Source organism: Metabacillus niabensis, assembly GCF_902829255.1.
GTDB lineage: Bacteria > Bacillota > Bacilli > Bacillales > Bacillaceae > Metabacillus > Metabacillus niabensis.
Genome location: NZ_CADEPK010000029.1, coordinates 1 through 21,817 on the forward strand (window position 1 = coordinate 1; position 21,817 = coordinate 21,817).

Consider the following 21,817-nt stretch of genomic DNA (forward strand, 5'->3'; position numbering starts at 1 on the left):
CTGCAACGACAGGATTTAAAATCGGCGCACATGCTAAAAAGACAAATGCAACATGAAGAGGCATTCCTTTTTTAATTAGCCTTCTGACAACAGGGACAATTGCACATTCACAAACAGGAAAAATCGCCCCGAGTAAAGCAGCAGGAATAACGGCAATGACTGCATTTTTCGGTATATACTTTTTAACTGTTTCTTCCGACACAAAGATTTGAATAAGTGAAGAGACAAAAACACCTAGTAAAATAAACGGAATTGCTTCAATAACAATACTTAAAAATATTGTATTCAAATTTAACCATTGCTGAGGGATCGAAAATTCAGACTGAAATTGCTTATAGTCCCAAAAAATAAAAAAGTAGATAAATAGTGCAACTAAAACGAGACCAATTATCTCCTTCGATTGCTTCAGCATTGTTGTTTTCATAATAAAAACCCCTTTATCCAAGTTTCATTACAATTTTTTCATCTCTAGTAAACATTCATCATTGGGATATATCTTGTTAAGAGTGTGAGTGGATGAGGATATGGATAAAGAGTAGAAGGTTTTTACAATAAAACCTTCTACTCTCCCCTTATTTACTTCGCTTTTTCAAATAAATCAAAAATGATTTTTGCTTGGTCCGTATTGTCTAGTAACCCTTTAAAACGTGAGCTTTCTGGTCCATACGCATAGACAGGAACTTCTTCACCGGTATGTCCACCTGTTGTCCAGCCTGTTACAGAATGCTCATTGACAATGGCCTCAATCGCATTATCAATTTCTGTTCCATTGTTTGCAGCTGCTGCATCTTTAACTGCTTGAATTTCTTCAGCTGTTATTTGACTATAGAAGTCTGTATCAATGTATTTTTTCATAATTGCCTCAACATCTGCCTCTGCACCTGTTGCAAAGATTTCTGCTGAAATATAATCAGGAGTTTTGTTAAATGCTTTGATTGGTCCTACATGGAAATTATAATCACCATTAGCAACCGCCTTCGTATTCGCTCCTAAAGTTAATCCTCCAGTTGCGTGGTCAGCTGTCGTTACAACTAATGTTTCACCATCCTGCTCAGCAAAGTCGATCGCCATTTTAAATGCACGTTCGAATTCTGCCATTTCGCTCATTGTTGCAACGATATCATTGTCATGCTCAGCCCAGTCGATTTGACTTCCTTCGATCATTAAGAAGAAGCCATCTTCATCTTGACTTAAACGATCAAGAGCTGCCTTAGTCATGTCTTCTAAAGAAGGAATTGTTTCATCACGGTCAATCGCCTTTGGCAACCCACCATTTGCAAACAATCCTAAAATCTGTCCATTTGTATCATTTAATAATTCTTCTTTATTTGTAACAAAGCTATAGCCATCATTTACAAATTCTTCTGCTAGGTTACGATTATCCTTCTTACGTCCTGCCTCAGGAATAAAGTTTGAAGCTCCGCCACCTAGAAGGACATCAATTTTATGCTCGCCATTAATTAACTCATCATAATAATCATCTGCTAAAGCATCCATATTTTTACGACTCTCATCATGGGCACCATATGATGCAGGTGTAGCATGAGTGATTTCAGATGTGGCAACTAACCCTGTTGCTTTTCCGTTCTCTTTCGCTTGTTCTAGAACCGTTTTGTAAATCTTCTTGTCGTTATCCATACCGATTGCATTGTTATATGTTTTATATCCTGAAGACATCGCTGTAGCAGCAGATGCTGAATCGGTAATATTTTGCGATGGATCATCTGGATATGTTGTTTGCATACCTACTAAATATTTATCAAACTCCGAACCTTCCATTTCTTTTGTTGAAGGATCATCGATCATATAGCGGTGCGCAGCTATTGTTGAAGGTCCCATCCCGTCACCAATAAGGAAGATGACGTTTTTTACTTTAGATGCAGATTCATCCTCAGCCTTTGCTGAATCCTGGTTCAGACCCGCAAAGCTACCAACAACGACTGTAGATAACACAGCAGCTGTGACAAGCTTCTTCGTAATCGCTCGATTAAAGACCATTGGTTTACCTCCTGTTTATTTACTTATAAAAAATGAATAAGGGATTTTAGGAACGCAATCGTACGCGCGTCCCCGCATTTCTATTAAAGTAACATTCTATTAAGCATTCATTTTTGCTTTCTTTCTTTGGTAAAGAACAAAGCCCCCACCTGCAATAAGAATGATGAACCCTACTATTAATAGGTTATAAACATTTGTTGCTGTTTTCGGTAAGTTGAATCCATTATTATCGGTATCTACACTTGGCTTATCAGAGACATTACTTGGATCCTTTGTACCGTCACTTGGTTTATCTGTGCCGTTACCTGGGTCTTTTGTGTCATTGCCTTTGTTATCTGTGCCAGGATCTTGATTATCTGCACCTGGGTCTGGCGTTTCCGTGCCTGGATCTGGTTTATCTGTACCCGGGTCTGGGTTTTCCGTACCTGGATCTGGGTTATCTGTACCCGGATCTGGATTTTCTGTGCCTGGGTCTGGGTTATTTGTGCCCGGGTCTGGGTTTTCCGTACCTGGATCTGGATTTTCTGTCCCCGGATCTTCGGTTACTGGAATTTTATTTTCTTCTAATAATGCAAAGATAATTTTTGCTTGTTCTGTATTGTCAATTAATCCTGCAAAACGTTCTTTTTGTGGGCCATATGCATAAACAGGAACATCTTCACCAGTATGACCACCTGTCGTCCATCCTGTTACAGAATGCTCATTAACAATCGCTTCAATTGAATTATCGATTTCTGTTAAATTATTTGTTTGGACTGCATCTTTGACAGCTTGAATTTCTTCCGCTGAAATTTGGCTATAAAAATTAGCATCAATATATTTCTTCATAATTGCTTCTACATCAGCATTTGGACCAGCAGCGAAAATTTCTGCCGCAATATAATCAGGTGTTTTGCTGAAGGCTTTGATTGGCCCTACATGGAAGTTATAATCTCCATTTGGAGTAGCCTTTGTGTTTGCGCCTAGTGATAATCCACCTGTTGCATGGTCAGCTGTTGTTACAACTAATGTGTGACCGTCTTGTTCAGCAAAATCAATTGCTACTTTAAACGCCTTTTCAAAATCATCCATTTCACTCATTGTGCCAACGATATCATTATCATGCTCAGCCCAGTCGATTTGACTTCCCTCTACCATTAAGAAAAAGCCTTGCTCATCACTGCTTAATTTATCAATAGCTACTTTTGTCATATCCTCTAAAGAAGGAATGCTGTCTGGTCGGTCAATCATTTTAGGAAGACCACCTGTTGCAAATAACCCTAAAACTTGCTCATTTTCGTCAGCTAGTAATTCTTCTTTTGTCGTCACATAGCTATACCCATCTTTTTGAAATTCTTCGACAAGGTTGCGATTATCGATTTTGCGACCGTCTTCTGGAATAAAATTGCTAGAGCCGCCACCAAGTAATACATCAATTTTATGATTGCCATTAATTAATTCATCGTAATAGTCGTTAGCAATCGCATCCATGTTTTTACGACTTTCATCATGGGCACCATATGATGCAGGTGTTGCATGTGTAATTTCAGAGGTTGCAACAAGACCTGTCGCCTTTCCGTCCTCTTTCGCTTGCTCTAGAACTGTTTCGTATGGATTTTTATTAGGGTCCATCCCAATAGCATTGTTGTATGTTTTGATACCAGATGCCATAGCAGTAGCTGCTGATGCTGAATCTGTAATATTCTGTGCTGGGTCATCAGGATATGTTGTTTGCATACCGACTAAGTGTTTATCAAATTCCGTTAATTCCATTTCTTTTGTCGAAGGATCATCCTTCATATAACGATGTGCTGCAATCGGGGAAGGCCCCATCCCATCACCAATTAAAAAAATGACGTTTTTTATTTCAGGTGTCTCTTCAGTATTCGCCTTTGCCGATTCTTGTCTTAATCCTGCAAAGCTTCCAATGACTAAAGTAGACAAAACGCCAAAGGTGACTAGTTTTTTTGATAATCCACGTTTCACTACCACTACATTTCCTCCTTTGAATATATTTTTCCCATACAAATACAATGGTAGTTTTATATTGTTAAGCTACCTTTTACGTATTTTGTAGATTTCGTTAAGATTTTGTAAATTTTCGAAAAGAATATTGTCGAAGCGCGAAGGAAGAAATATGATAGAAAGGATCTAGTCGTAATGCTTCCTATTTGAGGTAAAACAAAAACGATATTTTCTAGCTACAGAAAAGAACGGGGGTACTTTTATGAGTCAAGTAACCGATGTTTATATCATTAGTGGGTTTTTAGGTAGCGGAAAAACTACTGTATTAAAGAGATTAGTAGAGGATAGTCAGCTTAAAGGAAAAAAGGTTGGGATTATCTTAAATGAACTCGGTGATACAAATGTCGAATCACATCTTTTTAAGACAGAAAAAATGGTTGAATTATTAAATGGCTGCATTTGTTGCTCGATGCAGGAGGATTTAAAATTAACGCTTAACCAATTTATTGACAACTCTGTTGATATTTTGCTCATAGAAGGAACAGGTGTTGCCAATCCATCTGAAATCGTCGAGGCGATAACAGCCCCTGTTTATATTGATCATTTTGCAATCCGCTCCATCATTAGCTTAGTTGATGCGAGTCAATATCTTGAATATCAAAGTATCTTTTCAAGCTCAAAGGAAATTCGAACGCTATTAAAGGAACAAATCAACTGCGCTTCACTCATTGTCTTGAATAAAACCGATTTAGTAACAGAGAAAAAACTAGAAAAGATTCTTGCCTCCATACGTAAAACAACTAGTGTCGAAACGCCAATTATAAAATCAACATTTGGTGATGTAGCAATGAACGAGTTGCTGCTATCTAGAGTGCAGACATTAGAGCTTACGAAAGAAGCTGAGCAGCCAACATGTAGCTGTCATTCAGATGATTGTAATCATAAGCACGATCATCAACATGCAACGCTAAAAGCAGTGAAATTAACAGACGTCCCTAAGTTTACTAAAAAGGAATTTGAAGCATGGCTTAAACAACTTCCTAACGATGTTATTAGAGGAAAGGGAATCATTACGTTTAACGATGGTGCGACTGCCTACTCTTTTCAATATTCCTCAGGGCGCCTTTACGTTGAAGAAGTTGAGACATCACAGCCCTCCATCATTATTTTGATAGGCGATCGTCTCGATAGTGAGCGTATTAAAGAGTCATATAGGCTTCTATTACAAAATAAATAATTTAAAGCAAAAAGCCGAGTCTCTTGGATTTATGAATAGAGACCCGGCTTTTTCTTGTCATCATAAGTAATGCAGTAATTCTATACATAGGAACGCCAGCGATATGGTGACTCTCGGAATTGCTGCAATAGATTATCTCAAGAGGCAATGGAGAGCTCCGAACTACCCGTAATTTCAGAGCTAGTTAAAAGGAAAAAAGTAATTTTATGCCAAAAGCAAATAAAATACTGCCTCCAAGAGCTTCACTATATGAGCCAATCCATGATTGAACCCTTTTGCCAATAAGCAGTCCAAACCATGTTAAAATCATACTAATGATTCCAAAAATAGCAACTGTTAAAATCGTTTTCGCCCCATAGATTCCTAAGCTTAAACCAACTGAAAAGCTATCTAAGCTCACGCTAAGTGCAAACACGATGAGCCCCATTCCTACAGGTGTTATTAACGGCTTTTCTTCCTTACTAAATGACGCAAAAATCATTTGCGCTCCGAGTAATATTAATAACCCACCGCCAAGCAATGTCGCAATCGTTCCAAAGGTATCACTTAATAGCCTTCCAATTACCATTCCAACTAATGGCATTACTATATGAAATACACCGATTGTGACACCGATGTAAAAGATTTGTTTCATTCTAAGTCTAATTAAGCCCATCCCAAGGCCTACAGAAAATGCGTCCATGCCAAGTGCCAATGCCATAATTATTAATGTAAAAAGTTCATTTATCACCGTTTCTAAGCTCATCATTACCCTCCTCGGACACGCCTAGTTAACTTTATGCACGTCCGATTTGAATTAGAACTTTTAAGGGGTAGACCGCTCTATTTATTCCTTAATAGCTGATGATACCTATGGTGTCAGATATATTTTTTGATTGTGTCTAAAAACATTACGATGATTTGTTATTCACTTGAATTTTTAATTTATAGGATGGGCATGGATGGAGGCACTAAGTGTGTCAGCGGAAAACTTACAAGTGGAGGGAGCAGGAGGCCCTATTTTACCTGCCATTATCAATTCATTAAAAAAATCCCAAGGCTATCTTTGAATAGCTTGGGACATTCATTCTTTATTCTTCTACTACACGGTTACCCGCTGCCTTAAGCAGGCGATTCATGATCGCTTCTCCAACTCCTGACTTCGGAAAGCTTTCACTGATGATAATATCGATATCCGTTTCATCAAATGTTCTTAACGTATCATAAAGCTCTGTTGCGACCGTACGTAAATCATCTCTGCTTCCACAGGCGATGACTTTATCTGCTTGAAGATAGGGGATTCCTTCACTTGTTGTTAGTACACCTACAGATTTTCCTGCTTCCTTATATTCATTTACTAGCTTTTGAATAAATGAATAATTTCCGTTTGCTATAATGACGGGCGCATTTGGTGAATAGTGTGTATATTTCATTCCGGGTGACTTCGGTGCATGTCCCTCTTCAACGAGCGCCTTGTCAACGGATACTTCACCAACTATCTTTTCAAGTTGCTCCTTTGTTATTCCACCTGGGCGTAAAATTGCCGGGATGTTTGTTGTACAATCTAATACTGTTGATTCAACGCCAACACCTGTTGGGCCCCCGTCAACAATTCCACCAATTTTCCCGTTCAAATCATGATATACATGTGAGGCAAGGGTTGGACTAGGTTTTCCTGAACGATTTGCACTAGGTGCTGCAATTGGAACATTCGCCTCCTTAATTAAAGCAAGGGCGAGCTGATGATCAGGCATTCTTACGCCTACTGTATTAAGTCCAGCTGTGACGAGTTTCGATAACCTCTCACCTTTTTTGGGTAATATAAACGTTAACGGACCTGGCCAAAATTCATCGATCAGTTTATACACATAGTCAGGAATATTTGTCACGATATCATCTAGACTTTTTTTCGAAGCAATATGGACGATTAACGGGTTATCGGCTGGTCTCCCCTTTGCTGCAAAAATCTTTTGGACCGCTTCATCTGAATAAGCGTTAGCACCTAATCCGTAAACGGTCTCTGTCGGAAAGGCGACTACTTCATTTTCTGTTAATAATTTTGCTGCTTGTGAAATATGTGAATAACTAGTGGATAAGTTTTCCGAGTCATCCACAGTCCATATTTTTGTATTCATTTACTCTAACTCCCTTTTCACCGTTCAATTCTATTACTAATCATAGCATATTCGTCCTTGTAGTATATAAAATGAACGACATGAAAACAAGCCTTATCCACATTTTGTGGATAAGGCTGTGGTTATTGTGGAAAACTATGTGGATATATCCACATTATGTGGATTTTACCATTATTTTCGCATTTGCATCATTTGCTGATTCCTTCATATGCTGTAAAGCCATTAATTTTGAGGGGATTTTCTCCTGGTCAATCTCATCAAAGCCCATTAATGATAAAAATTGGACAGATGCTTCTTTGTTTGTGACTAAATACAGATCTTTTAATCCTTTTTGTTCAGCAAGTGATTGAATGCTTTGAAAAAGAGTTAAGATGTGGGCTTGCTTCAGCTTGTCCGATACGACAAGTGAACGTAATAACCCTGTGTCCTCCATTGGTTCAATCCCGATACAGGCGACAATCTCTCGCTCCTCATTTTCCATTATGACAAAATAATCTATTAAACATTCAAATCCCTCTGAACTGACCCCAGCCATATCAACAAACGCTACAAGCCTATTTAAATCCTTCTCTTTTGCAACCTTTAACTGATAAAACATACTCTCACCTCATAAATTGTTATTTCTACTTCAACTCTATGAGGCAAAAACTAGATTTATTCTATTTTTTTGGGGACAGTCCCCAATTAAGCGCTTTATAGATTATTTTACTAGTGAAAACGTTGTGTTGATAGGATCTTTTAAGGGTGGGGACTGTCCCCACCCTTTTTTATTTCTATGAAAACAAGCCTTGGAACCATTCTACTAAGAAGAATTTTACTTCTACTTCCTCTTCTTTTTCTTCTTCCTCATCAACGACTAGTGCTGCTAATTTTTCATCCGTTTTTTCTTTGTCATTTGTTTTACTATCTTCTGGTTCTGCGGCTTGAACTGCTTCACTATTCGAGAAGTCTAAGAAGCATAGCGGTGGAAATAATACACACCACCAATTAGCACCCTTTGCCTCACCAAGACTAATTAAAATCGCTTCATATTCACCTGCTGGATAGATGAAATTTCCATAGAGCTTTGTTGGAAAGCTAACATTATCAAAATCTACTGAGTACGACTGCTGTTTATTTTCCTCATCAAGAACACGCTCAACAATTTTTTCAATTTCTGGTAATCTTGATTGAATTAATTTTCTCGCTTCTTCTACTGAAGTTAGCTTGGCAACCCATTGCGTGATTTCTTTATTTACCTCATCACGGATTTTTCTTTTCAACGATTGATCCTCATCAGAATCACTATTCGCTAGAATCCGTAAACGAATCGCCTCTTCTGGAATAACGACTGGCTCCTCAGCACTTGTTGTGCTTGCTGCTACCGGCTCTTTATAGACATTTGCAACAGCCCCAATAAATAATAGAAATATATATATAAATGCAAGTTTTTGTTTTTTCATCATCTCTCTCCTCCCTTGGTAAACAGTATGGACAGAGAGAGAGATTCCTAAACTAGTTTTTCAAAAATAGTTTGCTAGTTTTTTTGGGGACTGTCCCCAAAAAGGGGCACAGACTAAATCTATTAGCGAACAAACCCTTGTCGTATGGGGATTTGTGTGAAGTGGGGACTGTCCCCCATTTTGAGTGTTAATCTCATAAAATCATGTTTTAAGCTTGGTTGGGGGACTGTCCCCCAACCAAAAGTTGTCCCCCAACCAATTATTTTGCTGCGAAGACCATGCGTTCTTTTCCGTTGATGTCGGAGATAATTTCAATTTTAGCTGTTGGGAGGGTTTGTTCGATTAGTTGTTTTACATCTTGACCCTGTCCTGTTCCGATTTCAAAGGCAATTAGTGCTTTTTCTTTGAGTAAGGGCACCATGTCTTTGATAAGCCTTCTGTAAAAGTTTAATCCGTCCTTTCCACCAGCTAGTGCTCGGATTGGTTCGTGGTCTTTAACAATTGTTGATAGTATCTCAATATCAGCGTCTGGTATATATGGTGGGTTTGATACGAGAATATCCACTTTCTTAAGATTATTTTGACTTGAGATCGGTTCAAGTAAATCACCGTGAAGCCATTGGACGTTTGTCCCGAGCTCAAGCGCATTTTTTTCTGCGATTTGTAAAGATTCTTGTGCGATATCAATTGCTCGTACACGATATCTTGGATTTTCGAGAGCTAGCGTGATGGCAATTGCACCACTTCCTGTCCCAACGTCTACAACTTCTAACGGTTCATCCCCACCAAAATACTGATTTGTTCGCTGTAAAATTCCTTCTACTAGCTCTTCTGTTTCAGGTCGGGGAATAAGCACCTCTTCATTTACGTAAAAACGTCGTCCATAAAATTCCTCATAGCCAATCAAATACTGTACAGGTATTCCTGATGCATGCCTCATAACATCAGACTTAAAGGCTTGAAGCTGCTCATCTGAGAGGACCAGTCTCAAATTTGCAAGCATCGATGCCCGACTCATTTGTAAATGATGCCTAAGCAATAGCTCAGCCGCATTTTCATCTCTTCCCGCTTCCTTTAAAAAAGAAGAAGCCCAGTTCAGGGCTTCGAATACATATTTCATCTATTTTTAATCTTCCGCAGCTTGAAGACGGCTTGATTGATCCTCAACGATTAATGCATCAATCACTTCATCAAGCTTTCCTTCTAAAATTTGGTCTAACTTTTGAATCGTTAAACCAATACGATGGTCCGTTACACGATTTTGCGGGAAGTTATACGTTCTAATCCGTTCAGAGCGATCACCTGTACCAACCGCTAGCTTACGGTTTTGGTCATACTCTGCTTGTGCTTCTTGTTGAAATTTATCATAAACACGGGCACGAAGAACCTTCATAGCCTTTTCTTTATTTTTAATTTGTGATTTTTCGTCCTGACAGGAAACAACTGTCCCTGTTGGAATATGTGTTAAACGGACAGCAGACATTGTTGTATTAACACTTTGTCCACCTGGTCCACTTGACGCAAACGTATCAACACGAATATCCTTTTCATGAATCTCAACCTCTACCTCTTCTGCCTCAGGGAGAACTGCAACTGTTGCGGTTGATGTATGAATACGTCCGCCTGATTCTGTTTCAGGAACACGTTGAACACGGTGGGCACCATTTTCAAATTTTAATTTTGAATAGGCTCCCTTTCCATTAATCATAAAGATAATTTCCTTATATCCGCCTGTACCTGTCGCATTTACTTCCATTACATCAATTTTCCAGCCTTGTGTTTCAGCATAACGAGTGTACATACGATATAAGTTTGCAGCAAATAATGCAGCCTCTTCACCACCAGCTGCACCTCGGATTTCCATAATAACGTTTTTATCGTCATTCGGATCCTTTGGAACTAGAAGCAGTTTTAAACGATTTGTTAGTTCCTCTTCCCGTTCTTCTAATTCAGAAAGCTCTTCCTTTGCCATTTCTCGCATTTCAGCATCAAGCTTCTCCTCAAGCATTGATTTCGTGTCAGCGATTTGCTCACGAACCTCTTTATATTCACGATAAGCCTCAACTGTTTCTTGTAAATCTGATTGTTCTTTAGAATATTCACGTAGCTTTTTTGAATCACTGATAATATCCGGATCCATTAAAAGCTGATTTAGTTTTTCATAACGGTCTTCAACCGATTGTAAACGATCTAACATACATGTTCACCTCAATTTTCATGCATAACGTTTTAATTATAGTATAGGTCAGATAAAGCGTCAAAAGCAAATTGACATCCAGATACAGTCACAGGAAAATTTTGATGGTAAACTATGGTTATATGAATGCACTTATAGGAAAAGAGGTAGAAAGATGAATCTAAACAAAATCCATCATATTGCGATTATTTGCTCAAACTATGAGCTATCTAAAGCGTTTTATACAGAAATACTTGGGCTTCGTATCCTTAATGAGGTTTACCGTGAGGAGCGACATTCCTATAAATTAGACTTAATGGTGAATGATGTTTATCAAATTGAATTATTTTCATTTCCAAATCCACCTAAGCGACCTACACACCCTGAAGCTGTTGGATTACGACATCTTGCCTTTGAAGTTTCAGCAATTGAAGAGGCTGTTGAAGAGCTTGCAAGTAAAGGTGTTGAAGTAGAACCGATTCGCATTGACCCACTTACAGATAAGAAATTCACCTTCTTCCAGGATCCTGATGGGCTTCCTATCGAGCTATACGAAGCTTAAGCAAACATCGACAGGCTGTATTCATATTATGTAAAACTTCCACTTTCTTTGCCGAATATAAACTTGTTTTGTCTAACGTGAAGGGAACTAGCTATAAGAATAGAAAAGGTACATATACAGGTTGCTAATTCTGGGGCGAAGGAATAGTCAATGGGATTCGAAGGAGAAATACTTTTCCTTCATAACTACTCAATTTCAGGGAGGAATACGGATGAATACAGCTACTGTCGTAAAAGAGCTCGGGGTTTCAAGACGGACATTAATGAGATGGGTAAATCAGTTGGACATGCAATTAGAAAAAAATGAGCTTGGCCATTATCAATTTACGGAAGAGGATGTCAAGCGCTTAAAGCAGGTTCAGCAGCAGACTGCTTCAACAGAAAATCAGCCATCTGCTCAAAAACCTATCAAAACCGAACAACGAACAGGTACTGCAAAAATTACTCCAACTTATGACTCTTCCAAAATGAAAGTATTAAATGACCGGATCGATGAGCTAGAGAGAAAAATAAGAAGTAAAGCTGATGATGTTGTATCATACCAAGTTCTTCAGCATCGTAAAGAGATGGAGGAATTACTAGCAAAAATTTCGTCTTTAGAAGAGAAGGTTGCTGAGCTTGAACAAAACCAACAAAAACGTGAGCATGTAAAAGATAATGTTTTAGTTTTCGATCAATCTCCTGCACCTAAAAAGACGAAGCGGAAAAACTTAATCAGTTCGATTTTTAGTTTTTAATAGGGTAAGCAAATCTTATTCTTTGAAGTCATTAATCTCACAGTAAGCTAGACATTTAAGATGTTGATTATAGAAAAAGGCTGTCTTCTAAGAAGTTCTTAGAGACAGCCTTTTGTTTTGATTAAATACTTTTTTCTCTTTTACGGATAATCATAAACGCTACACCAGCCGCAAAAATGATCATACCAATAAGCAAGAAAGTAAAGTTACTTGTTGCCGTATTCGGTAAAATATTTAAACCATTTTGCTCCTGCCCTATAGATGGACGCTCCTTCTCACCTGAGTTACCTGTAGGTGTTTTATCATCGTTTCCTCGAGTGTCTCCATCTTTGTCTGGAGTGATTCCTCCGTTATTTGGCTTTTCTTCTCCATTTCCTGGCGGGTTCTCCCCATTGCCTGGCTTCTCTTCACCATTTCCTGGCGGGTTCTCCCCATTGCCCGGCTTCTCTTCACCATTTCCTGGTGGGTTCTCTCCATTGCCTGGCTTTTCTTCACCATTTCCTGGCGGGTTCTCTCCATTGCCCGGCTTTTCTCCACCATTTCCTGGTGGGTTCTCTCCATCGCCTGGCTTTTCTTCGCCATTTCCTGGATTAGGTTGTTCATTTTTACCCTTTGTAAATGACCATATCGGTGATTCAGATGTTCCCGTATAGTCATCCTCTGCTATCACATACCAGGAATAGGTTTGTTTCTCAGTCAGTCCTTCCCATGTGACTTCAGCAGTTGAACCACTTGCAACATTTTCTTGTTTACCAATTTCCTCATCTGTTTTTACATTGACAGTGAAATAATCAGTTGCTACTTGCTTTTTATCTACTTGTAAATCAAGGTTGATTATCATTTCATCTTTTCCAGGGAATTCTGCGGGATCATAGAAATTATAGTCATCTAAGTATGGTGAATATGTGTTGACGATAATTCGATTATTATCCTGGTCAAAATGTAATAGTTTCATATAGCCTTGACCGCCTTCAGGACCACCTTGGTAGTCGCCAAGCATTTGATAAACTTCACGGTCCGCTACTCCGTCACCATTATCATCAATTTCACTTACTAATGTTTCAGAATCATGGTAGTGACCACTAAGAACGGCGATAACGTTAGGATTCTTTTCTACAACTTCCTTATAAATCGTTTCACCAATCGGGCTTCTATTTCCTGAAACTAGTAAATATTCATGGAAGTTTAAAATCGCCTTTCTATCTGGGTATTCACTTAATACCTGATTCATCCATTGTAAATCCTCAGCTTCAACTCCCCAGCCCATGTAAACCATGATAAAGTCATTGCCATTTGCTGAGATGAGATCATAATGTCCTCGATTGTTTTTATATGATTCACCATAGTAGTCTTTTTCTGCAAATCGGTCTTCGCCAAACCATTTATAGTATTCCGTGTAATCATTTGATAACTGATCAACATCATGGTTACCAGCTAGAACGCCGTACGGAATATTATTATCGTCAAGCACCTTCATATATTGGTCAGCATATTGCCATTGTTCTGGCTTACCTGATTCATCAACTAAATCTCCTGTGTGGAAGACATATTTGATTTTCATTTCTTCTTGCTTTTCGGCAATCCAATTTGTTTGCTTTTCAAAAATATATGGGTAGGATTCTGAATAATATTGTGTATCAGACATCCATACGAATGTGTAATCATACTCATCTGGACTACTTGGAATTTCATCTTGAACGAGTACATTTATTTTTGAATCCTTTACATATTCATTTACCGTAACATTGCCCCTTAGTTCAAAATCTTCCTTGCCAGCGATGTTATACGTAATTAAATCCCATTTATTCGTTTGATGGTTCCATGCATACATTGAAACCTTTCTACCCTCTAGGGAATGACCAGTCCATGAGAGTTCAATCTTATCATTTTCATCAACTGACTCATCTACAGTTACATCAAAGCGATGGTATGGGAACTGTGTATCAGAATTTGTCGTTAAATATTCCCCATCCTTTTCCGCAACTAACGAAATATCATCTGATGTAAAGCTTTCCTCTCCATCCGGTACCATAACAGATGGTGGCTCAATATCATTCGCATTTTTGAAGGCCTTTACATGATTCTTATCAGCAACGTCATATTGGTAGCCTTTATAGAACGTTACATCTAACGCATCATTTGTTGGGTCTGTTACTTTTACTTTTAATTTCGCATCACCATCTACCGGCGTCGTTAGGCTATCTGCTGGTGAGATAAGCTCTGGTAGACTAGGGTTTTCATTGTTTACAGAGAATTTGACAACTTCCTCTGTTACGTTACCTACTTTATCCTCTGCAACAACTGTTAACGTATGCTCTCCTGGTGTTAACTGAGATGATGCTGTTTCGTACGGAACGGTAATTTGCTCGTTATCAAGCAGCACTTGAACAGTGTTCACGCCAGCAATTTCATCTGTAACATCTGTATCGATTGTGAATGCACCCTTGTATTCCTTGCCTTCTTCAACAGTTGTCTTCACCTGTGGCGCTGTATTATCAACGAAGATTGTCGATGTAACTTCATTGTCGCGATCTTGAGCTTTTACAATATGCTTTCCATCAGCAACCTTTGTCGTATCCCATGCATATGTCTTTGCATGTGTATGCTCCTCAGAAATCATAAAGGTGAAATCCTCAAATGGGCGATATGTACCATCATCCCCCATATCATAAACCTTAGTTGGATCACTCTTAGCAGGATCCCTTAATACCGTACCATCCGCTAGAATTAAACGGACATTTCTTATCGTATAATCATCACGATTTTCTTCACTTTCCTCTAACTGGAATGGTGAAGCTTTATTTCCAGCACGAACAGTTAAAGTGTTTTCACCTAGTTGTAAACGGTCAGCATCCACCGGAATCGTAAAGGTTTTCCAATGTGATAGCCAATCCTTATCCATTAAGTATAGAACATCCTCACCCATTGTTACGGCATTTTTAAAGTACGTATTTAAACCGTTCACTTCTAGTGCAAAATAAGCTTGAGTTTCTAATGACTTATAAGCACCTGCTTGTACTTCTGCTTCATCAATAAATAGCTTTACATCATCAGGAGTTTCTTCCTTTGACGTTCCTTTGATGATTTTTGTACCAGATAATATATCATTGTCTTTTACATTCAATCGTATATCTGAATCATCATTCTTGCTCTTAATGTCGATTTGATAAGTATCACTTTTTGTTTCATTTACCCCATCTGATACGACAAAGTAATACTCAACAGATTGCTTAGCAATTAAATCAGATGCATAAATCATATTTTTATACAATTGTGTTTCAGAATCTAAGCTTAGTAATGTTTGAGTAAACTGTTCTTGGTCATTTGTTCGATAATATAAAGTGACAGATTTAACACCAACATTATCATTTGCTTCAGCTGCAATCTCAATATCTTCCGTTTCCTCAACTTCGGTTACTTTCGTTTTATTGATTACAGTTGGTGCTACTGAATCATCCTCGATATGAATCGGTTGTTTTGGAACTTGGAACGATTCTACCGCACCTGGTGTTGCTGCTTCCGTTCCTGCGCTCACTTTTATAGATTGTGTCGAGCCATCTTCAGGATATTTATAGACTATTCCTTTATTCGGAACAGTATCATCAACGTTTGCTACCTCATTGTAGTAGGAAACAGATATTTCCTCCTTCGTATTTGTAGCAACAACTAGACCTCTTGTACTGCCGTTAGCCATTCCGTCGCTATAAATTCGAACGATATCTTCATTTTCAACTAAATTCGTGCCATAGTTAGCGTTAAAATCAGCAACAGTTTGTTCTGTGTTTTGTGAGTTTATAATCCAAAAAACAAGCGTGTCTTGTGCCGGAATGACAACATCATCTGGAATTGAAGGCCACACAACATCACTTGCCGGATCTGTTCCATAACGATATTGAATCTTATAATCTTTAAAGCTTATATCCTTATCAGTGTTATTATAGATTTCAATAAATTCGTAGCCATCTGCTGACCCGACATTTTCTGAGTCTGGGACAACTTCTGTTACTAGGAACTTCGGAATTTTAGTATAATCTACTTCCTCTTTCTTCACTTCGACTACATATTCATCTGTTTTTGCAGAATTTATTCCGTCAGAAGCTTCGATATAGTACGTAATTGATTCATCTACTTTTGTTCCCGGAATAACAGCTGAATAGTTTCCTGTATCCGCACTTACACTCATTGAAAGAGCTGTAAACGAGTCATCACTTGCCTTTTTATAATGCAATGTAACAAACGGCACTGCCTTATCATCTGTTACCGTTGCTTCAACTACTATCGGAGCGTACGCCTCACCTGATTTAATTGGTGTATGAGTAATAACAGGTGCTTCTACGTCTTTAGGTTGTTCATCAATTTCAATCGGCTTTGTCGGTACTTGTACGGAATCAATTACACCTGGAGTTGGTGGCGAAAGGACTCGGTATTTAACCATTTCTGTCCCTTCTGTTGAAAATAAATAATGAATATCTGCTCCAGTATTATCGTTTTCATTCCCTAAATAAGCTGCAGAAACTAGCTCCGTTCCATTGTTATCTTTAATAACGATTGCGCGGTTTCCACCGTTTGCGAAGCCCGGAAAAGCTGTATCTGTATATTCTATTACTTGTTCAGCTGGTAGGTTTGTACCGTAGTTTTCATTAAATTGCTGTAACGTGCGATTCCCGTTATTGAACCATAATACAAGGGTTTCTTGTGGCTCAATCGTAGTCGCAGGAACTTGGAAGACTACCTCACTTCCAGTATCCGTATATTTGTATACAAATGAATAATTTGTTAATGCTAATGGCTGATTTGTATTATTATAGAGTTCAAAAAATTCATAGTAGTCTGTTCCTCCACCAGCGGAGTTCGGTGAAAGCTCAGTAATTAATAAAGGCTGATTACTATATGTTTCCTGTGGCGTTTCGATTTTAACTAAGTACTCATCTGTTTTAGAGGAATTCGTTCCATCTGTTGCTTCAATATAGTACACAATATTTCCTTGGACTTCTGTTCCTGGAATTTCAACAGTAAAGGTTGACTCATTTTCAGTGCTTTTAGTCATCGGAATTTGTATAAACTCATTTTCACCTTCAGCCTTAATATGAAGGGTTACATTATGAACGAAGTGATCATCAGTTACGTTAGCTTCAATCTTTAACGGTTGTAACGCCTTACCTTCGGTTACTGCGTTATGCGAAATGACTGGCGGCTCTGTATCAGCAGGTATTTCAGGTAGCTCGACTGTCTTTGCCGGTACTTGAGTGTTTTCAATTGCTCCTGGACTTGGAGCTGCTAAAACTTGAAGTTTTTCCATTTCCGTTTTAGCTGGAGCATATTTATATTGAACGACAAGCCCGGTATTGTCTGTTTCATTAGGTAAATAGGTTGCAGCCGTTATCTCATTTCCATCCTTATCTTTAATAACTGCTGCGCGGTTTCCACCGTTGGCAAATCCCGGGAAAACATCTTTGTATTCGACAACCTGCTCGCTTGTTAATTGTGTTCCAAAATGATTGTTAAAGTCATCTAGTGAAAGTCCCGCATTATTAAACCAAAATACAAGTGTTTCCTGTGGGTCAATTGTTGTTGCAGGTACTTGGAATACCTTTTCTTCACCAGAATCTGTATAACGGTATAAAAATGTATAATTTGCTAGAGATAAGGGCTGATTTGTATTATTGTACACTTCAAAGTACTCAAAGTTATCAGTGCCTTTACTATTTGGAGAAATTTCTGTTATTAAGAGATGAGCATTTTTGTTAAAGTCTTCAGACTCAATAGAGGGTTCCTCTTGTACTTCTAATTCTGTTGCTTCTGTCTCTTCCTGGGTCGGTGTTTCTAGTTGCGGTTTTTCTTCTGGAGCACTTGTAGGTACTTCTTCTTGTGTATTTGTAGCTCCTTCTTCTTGTACATTCGCGGGTGCTTCTTCTTGAGCTGTGTTTTCTTGTTGAGGCTGTTCAGTTTGATTATTTTCTTGAAGAGGTTCTTCTATTGGTACCGGTTCTTCTTCCGGTACTGGTTGTTCAGCTGTTTGTCCGCCAGTTGGGGACTCCTCTTCTGTAGCATCCTGATTTGATTTTTCTTCTAGATTAAGATCAGTTGAAGTTGGTTGTTGTTCATTACCAGTTGATGAAGGATTTGCTTCAACATTTAATTCTTCCGCAAACGTTTTCTTTGCTGGGATAAATGTCATAAAATTTGAAAAGATAATGGTTACCATACATGTTAGGATAAAAATCCTTTTACATCGAAGCCTTACATCATGTTTAATCATATGTACCTCCTTAAAAATTCCTATACATGTCAATACTAATCGAATTTTGTAAATGGAATTTAAAGGTTACGTAAAGTTTCTTTAATATTTTGTAAATTCCCTTTAACCTTAAAAAATAAAAAAGGTCTAGGAATGCCTAGACCTTTTCACTATACCTACTCACAGTAAATCCAATTTCTTATACCGACATCTTTCTTAATCCAATCATCTGGTAACGGTACATCACTTAAAATATTATCTATTTCCTTAAAATTCTTTAAATTTGATTAAAATGTATGTTTTTTTGTGTTTTTTCATAAAGTTCCAATGGTATTAGCACAAAAAACACCATGCCGTCCATTTGGCATGGTGTTAAATGCGATTATTTGCTTCGTTTTCGAAGTTTTTGTTTTGTTTAACCCGGCAAGAAAATTAGCCCATGTACTTTCTATGCTTATAGACTATTTATCTCATTACGATTGAGCATTTTAAGATCGACAACAGGCTTCCCCGGCACCTCATGATGATGACGGCATCTTGGTTCATATGACTCAGATGCACCAACTAAAATGATTGGATCATCGTATGATGCTGGTTTTCCGTTAATTAGTCGTTGCGTACGGCTTGCAGGTGAACCACAAACAGAGCATACTGCTTGTAGCTTTGTAACAAGCTCTGCTACGGCCATTAATTGTGGTACAACACTAAATGGTTCACCTCTAAAGTCTTGATCAAGTCCCGCTGCAATTACACGGTAGCCTTGGTTTGCTAGCAATGTAAGAACATGACAAATGTCTTCGTCAAAAAATTGGACTTCATCAACAGCAATTAGATCGGTATTTTCTGAAATATGGTCAAAAATCTCTTTTGATGATTTAATTGGTTTAGAAATAATCGCCGTTCCATTATGTGATACGACTTCTTCTTCACTGTAGCGGTTATCAATAGCTGGTTTAAATACCTTTACATCTTGTTTTGCAAATTGTGCTCGGCGAACGCGGCGAATTAATTCCTCAGACTTCCCTGAGAACATGCTGCCACAGATCACTTCAAGCCAGCCACTTTGCTTCATTACATACATTAAAACGGCCTCTCCCTTCGCTACGTTGTTTCATTTTAAGAAAAGCACAAGCACCCACATTTCTCAATATAAGAAGGTTTTTCTCTTAATATAGGAATAAGCTGAACCTCATGATTTAGGTGCTCTCTAGACACTAAAAAAGTAATATTTCCACTTTGTTATCTGTCTTTTTACCGATTTGTGCCTTCCGTTAAGCACTCATTTATTTAGCACAGATGAACTGTGACTCGTTATCTGATTCCCTATTAATAGGGTGGCTTTAAACTTCCTGAACATACAGGTTCAGGCAAGAAACGATTGGTTTCATTTAAAAATAGACGTGAAAAAACAGGCAAGAGCCATTTCGTCTTGCCTGTTGTAAGTTACCATTATTACTTTTGTGTAATGCCGTATTTTTTGTTGAATTTGTCTACACGTCCACCTGCATCTGCAAATTTTTGACGTCCTGTGTAGAATGGATGGCACTCAGAACAAACCTCAACTTTGATTTCGTTTAAAACAGAACCAGTTTCGAATTCGTTACCACAAGCGCATTTCACCATAACTTTATTATAGTTTGGATGAATTCCTGTTTTCATTCTTTTCATCTCCTTCCGCCCTGAATCATCTGAAACAGAGTTATCATCTAGAATGACTCGTCCGATTGACAACTCAATTCTAGAAAAGCACATGATGAAATTATAACAAGGACACGGTCTAAAAGCAAGCCGAAGTTCTAGGGTAGTATATGGAAATTAAAGGGGACTTAATTATTAAACATGAACCCTTCAAATTTGAACCGTGTTGCTCAAAGATTTATCGATTTCTAGCTGTTTTCATTTCAGCATCTAAATTACTGAAAAATTCTTCATTCGATTTCGTTTGACGCAGCTTTCTTAGGAACTTCTCAATGAAATCTGGTGTATCAGACATCGATTTTCGAATTGCCCATAACTTTTCAAGATGATCTTTTGGAATTAGAAGCTCTTCTTTTCTAGTTCCTGAACGACGAATATCAATCGCAGGGAAAATCCGTTTTTCAGCAAGTGAGCGATCTAAGTGAAGCTCCATATTACCTGTCCCTTTGAATTCCTCGTAAATAACGTCATCCATCCGTGAGCCTGTATCAACTAATGCTGTTGCAAGAATTGTTAGGCTTCCACCTTCTTCGATATTACGGGCAGCACCGAAGAAACGTTTTGGACGGTGGAACGCAGCTGGGTCAATACCACCGGATAATGTTCTTCCACTTGGCGGAATAACAAGGTTGTACGCTCTTGCTAAACGAGTAATACTATCCATTAAAATAATAACATCTTTCTTATGTTCAACAAGACGCATAGCACGCTCTAATACAAGCTCAGCAACTTTAATATGATTTTCTGGAACCTCGTCAAATGTTGAGCTAACGACATCACCCGCAACTGAACGTTCAATATCTGTTACCTCTTCAGGTCTTTCATCAATTAATAAAACGATAAGCTCAGCTTCTGGATTATTCGTCGTAATGCTATTCGCAATTTCCTTCAAAAGCATCGTTTTCCCTGCTTTCGGCGGGGCAACAATTAAACCACGCTGTCCAAAGCCAACAGGTGCGATTAAATCCATGATTCTTGTTGATAAATAATTTGGTTTTGTTTCAAGGTAAATTTGTCTATCTGGATAAAGAGGAGTTAATGCTGGGAAGTGAACACGTTCCTTTGCCGTTTCTGGGTCTTCACCATTTACCGCTTCTACATGCAGCAAACCATAGTACCGCTCATTTTCTTTTGGAGGACGAACTTTACCTGATACTTTATCTCCATTTCGTAAATCAAAACGTCTTATTTGTGAAGCTGAAATATAAATATCTTCCGAGCTCGGTGAATAGTTAATCGGTCTTAAGAAACCAAAGCCCTCAGACTGAATTATTTCTAAAACACCTTCCATAAATAATAAGTCTTCTTGTTCCGCATTCGCCTTTAAGATTGCAAAAATTAATTCCTTTTTCGTTAGCTTGCTGTAATAAGATACTTTATATTGACGGGCAAGCTCGTACAACTCTTTCAGTTTCATATGTTCCAATGAAGAAATTGAAACTTGACTCATAAAAACACCACTCTTTTTATTTTTCAATTCATGTATTGATGTTCAATTCATTCGTAAACATTACTGTTGAGCGTTCCCCTTCACCATCTCAACTTGTTTTGTCCACATTTGAACATGCATTTAACCGTTTTCCATCTATCATTCATTTAAGGTAGTTCATTCGATAAATAATGAAGTCTAGTCAGATAACAAATATATGTTATAAGAGATTTACCATCGATT

The 21,817-nt window shown here is 38.2% G+C and carries 16 protein-coding genes and 1 pseudogene; 3 read left to right on the forward strand and 14 right to left on the reverse strand.

The window, feature by feature from the left end; all coding sequences use genetic code 11:
- The 4 genes and pseudogenes from HU235_RS04870 to HU235_RS04880 all read right to left on the reverse strand — a co-directional run.
- On the reverse strand, positions 1-424 hold a 424-nt coding region (locus HU235_RS04870), incomplete at its 3' end, for a permease (RefSeq protein ID WP_233452132.1).
- A gap of 152 nt (positions 425-576) precedes the next feature.
- Positions 577-1,998 (reverse strand): alkaline phosphatase, encoded by a 1,422-nt coding sequence (locus tag HU235_RS04875; protein ID WP_174879482.1) that lies wholly within the window; start codon positions 1,996-1,998, stop codon positions 577-579.
- A gap of 99 nt (positions 1,999-2,097) precedes the next feature.
- Positions 2,098-2,577, reverse strand: coding sequence for an LPXTG cell wall anchor domain-containing protein (locus HU235_RS24985; protein ID WP_325100932.1), 480 nt, complete (start codon positions 2,575-2,577; stop codon positions 2,098-2,100).
- Positions 2,551-3,963 (reverse strand): annotated as a pseudogene (locus tag HU235_RS04880) (alkaline phosphatase); the annotation flags it as partial. The pseudogene HU235_RS04880 and the gene HU235_RS24985, both read right to left, overlap by 27 nt.
- Before the next feature lie 241 nt (positions 3,964-4,204).
- Here HU235_RS04880 and HU235_RS04885 point away from each other — a divergent pair.
- Positions 4,205-5,179 carry a CobW family GTP-binding protein gene (locus HU235_RS04885; protein WP_174879484.1) on the forward strand — a complete coding sequence of 325 codons (975 nt, stop codon included), beginning with the start codon at positions 4,205-4,207 and terminating at the stop codon, positions 5,177-5,179.
- Between the two features lie 184 nt (positions 5,180-5,363).
- Here the strand turns inward: HU235_RS04885 and HU235_RS04890 are convergent, their stop codons facing one another.
- The 6 genes from HU235_RS04890 to prfA form a co-directional block, all read right to left on the reverse strand.
- Complete coding sequence (locus HU235_RS04890) at positions 5,364-5,924, reverse strand: manganese efflux pump MntP (RefSeq protein WP_095301774.1); 561 nt, start codon at positions 5,922-5,924, stop codon at positions 5,364-5,366.
- A gap of 325 nt (positions 5,925-6,249) precedes the next feature.
- Complete coding sequence (locus tag HU235_RS04895; protein WP_174879485.1) at positions 6,250-7,293, reverse strand: L-threonylcarbamoyladenylate synthase; 1,044 nt, start codon at positions 7,291-7,293, stop codon at positions 6,250-6,252.
- A 154-nt stretch (positions 7,294-7,447) separates the two neighbouring features.
- Positions 7,448-7,891 carry a GNAT family N-acetyltransferase gene (locus HU235_RS04900; protein WP_174879486.1) on the reverse strand — a complete coding sequence of 148 codons (444 nt, stop codon included), beginning with the start codon at positions 7,889-7,891 and terminating at the stop codon, positions 7,448-7,450.
- Between the two features lie 175 nt (positions 7,892-8,066).
- Positions 8,067-8,735 (reverse strand): stage II sporulation protein R, encoded by a 669-nt coding sequence (gene spoIIR / locus HU235_RS04905; protein ID WP_095301771.1) that lies wholly within the window; start codon positions 8,733-8,735, stop codon positions 8,067-8,069.
- 259 nt (positions 8,736-8,994) lie between these two features.
- Positions 8,995-9,855 (reverse strand): peptide chain release factor N(5)-glutamine methyltransferase, encoded by an 861-nt coding sequence (gene prmC / locus HU235_RS04910; RefSeq protein ID WP_174879487.1) that lies wholly within the window; start codon positions 9,853-9,855, stop codon positions 8,995-8,997.
- A gap of 6 nt (positions 9,856-9,861) precedes the next feature.
- The gene (gene prfA / locus HU235_RS04915) at positions 9,862-10,932 is read right to left on the reverse strand and encodes a peptide chain release factor 1 (protein ID WP_095301768.1); all 1,071 of its coding nucleotides are present in this window, start codon (positions 10,930-10,932) and stop codon (positions 9,862-9,864) included.
- Positions 10,933-11,086: 154 nt separating this feature from the next.
- On the opposite strand from prfA, the gene gloA2 reads away from it, so the two are divergent.
- Positions 11,087-11,473, forward strand: a complete 387-nt coding sequence (gloA2, locus tag HU235_RS04920; RefSeq protein WP_174879488.1) for an SMU1112c/YaeR family gloxylase I-like metalloprotein — start codon at positions 11,087-11,089, stop codon at positions 11,471-11,473.
- A 211-nt stretch (positions 11,474-11,684) separates the two neighbouring features.
- Complete coding sequence (locus tag HU235_RS04925; protein WP_174879489.1) at positions 11,685-12,209, forward strand: MerR family transcriptional regulator; 525 nt, start codon at positions 11,685-11,687, stop codon at positions 12,207-12,209.
- A gap of 121 nt (positions 12,210-12,330) precedes the next feature.
- Here the strand turns inward: HU235_RS04925 and HU235_RS04930 are convergent, their stop codons facing one another.
- From HU235_RS04930 to rho, 4 genes are all read right to left on the reverse strand, one after another.
- The gene (locus tag HU235_RS04930; RefSeq protein WP_233452133.1) at positions 12,331-18,468 is read right to left on the reverse strand and encodes a lamin tail domain-containing protein; all 6,138 of its coding nucleotides are present in this window, start codon (positions 18,466-18,468) and stop codon (positions 12,331-12,333) included.
- 433 nt (positions 18,469-18,901) lie between these two features.
- Complete coding sequence (locus HU235_RS04935; RefSeq protein WP_095301765.1) at positions 18,902-19,528, reverse strand: thymidine kinase; 627 nt, start codon at positions 19,526-19,528, stop codon at positions 18,902-18,904.
- Between the two features lie 371 nt (positions 19,529-19,899).
- Positions 19,900-20,106, reverse strand: coding sequence for a 50S ribosomal protein L31 (gene rpmE, locus HU235_RS04940; RefSeq protein WP_095301764.1), 207 nt, complete (start codon positions 20,104-20,106; stop codon positions 19,900-19,902).
- 217 nt (positions 20,107-20,323) lie between these two features.
- On the reverse strand, positions 20,324-21,595 hold the full coding sequence (gene rho / locus HU235_RS04945; RefSeq protein ID WP_095301763.1) for a transcription termination factor Rho: 1,272 nt from the start codon (positions 21,593-21,595) through the stop codon (positions 20,324-20,326).
- Between the last annotated feature and the right edge of the window lie 222 nt (positions 21,596-21,817).

Bases quoted from the DNA above. Each gene is read 5' to 3' on its own strand.
- HU235_RS04875 (WP_174879482.1), bottom strand. From the start codon at position 1,998: ATGGTCTTTAATCGAGCGATTACGAAGAAGCTTGTCACAGCTGCTGTG.
- HU235_RS04885 (WP_174879484.1), top strand. From the start codon at position 4,205: ATGAGTCAAGTAACCGATGTTTATATCATTAGTGGGTTTTTAGGTAGC.
- HU235_RS04890 (WP_095301774.1), bottom strand. From the start codon at position 5,924: ATGAGCTTAGAAACGGTGATAAATGAACTTTTTACATTAATAATTATG.
- HU235_RS04895 (WP_174879485.1), bottom strand. From the start codon at position 7,293: ATGAATACAAAAATATGGACTGTGGATGACTCGGAAAACTTATCCACT.
- HU235_RS04900 (WP_174879486.1), bottom strand. From the start codon at position 7,891: ATGTTTTATCAGTTAAAGGTTGCAAAAGAGAAGGATTTAAATAGGCTT.
- spoIIR (WP_095301771.1), bottom strand. From the start codon at position 8,735: ATGAAAAAACAAAAACTTGCATTTATATATATATTTCTATTATTTATT.
- prmC (WP_174879487.1), bottom strand. From the start codon at position 9,855: ATGAAATATGTATTCGAAGCCCTGAACTGGGCTTCTTCTTTTTTAAAG.
- prfA (WP_095301768.1), bottom strand. From the start codon at position 10,932: ATGTTAGATCGTTTACAATCGGTTGAAGACCGTTATGAAAAACTAAAT.
- gloA2 (WP_174879488.1), top strand. From the start codon at position 11,087: ATGAATCTAAACAAAATCCATCATATTGCGATTATTTGCTCAAACTAT.
- HU235_RS04925 (WP_174879489.1), top strand. From the start codon at position 11,685: ATGAATACAGCTACTGTCGTAAAAGAGCTCGGGGTTTCAAGACGGACA.
- HU235_RS04930 (WP_233452133.1), bottom strand. From the start codon at position 18,468: ATGATTAAACATGATGTAAGGCTTCGATGTAAAAGGATTTTTATCCTA.
- HU235_RS04935 (WP_095301765.1), bottom strand. From the start codon at position 19,528: ATGTATGTAATGAAGCAAAGTGGCTGGCTTGAAGTGATCTGTGGCAGC.
- rpmE (WP_095301764.1), bottom strand. From the start codon at position 20,106: ATGAAAACAGGAATTCATCCAAACTATAATAAAGTTATGGTGAAATGC.
- rho (WP_095301763.1), bottom strand. From the start codon at position 21,595: ATGAGTCAAGTTTCAATTTCTTCATTGGAACATATGAAACTGAAAGAG.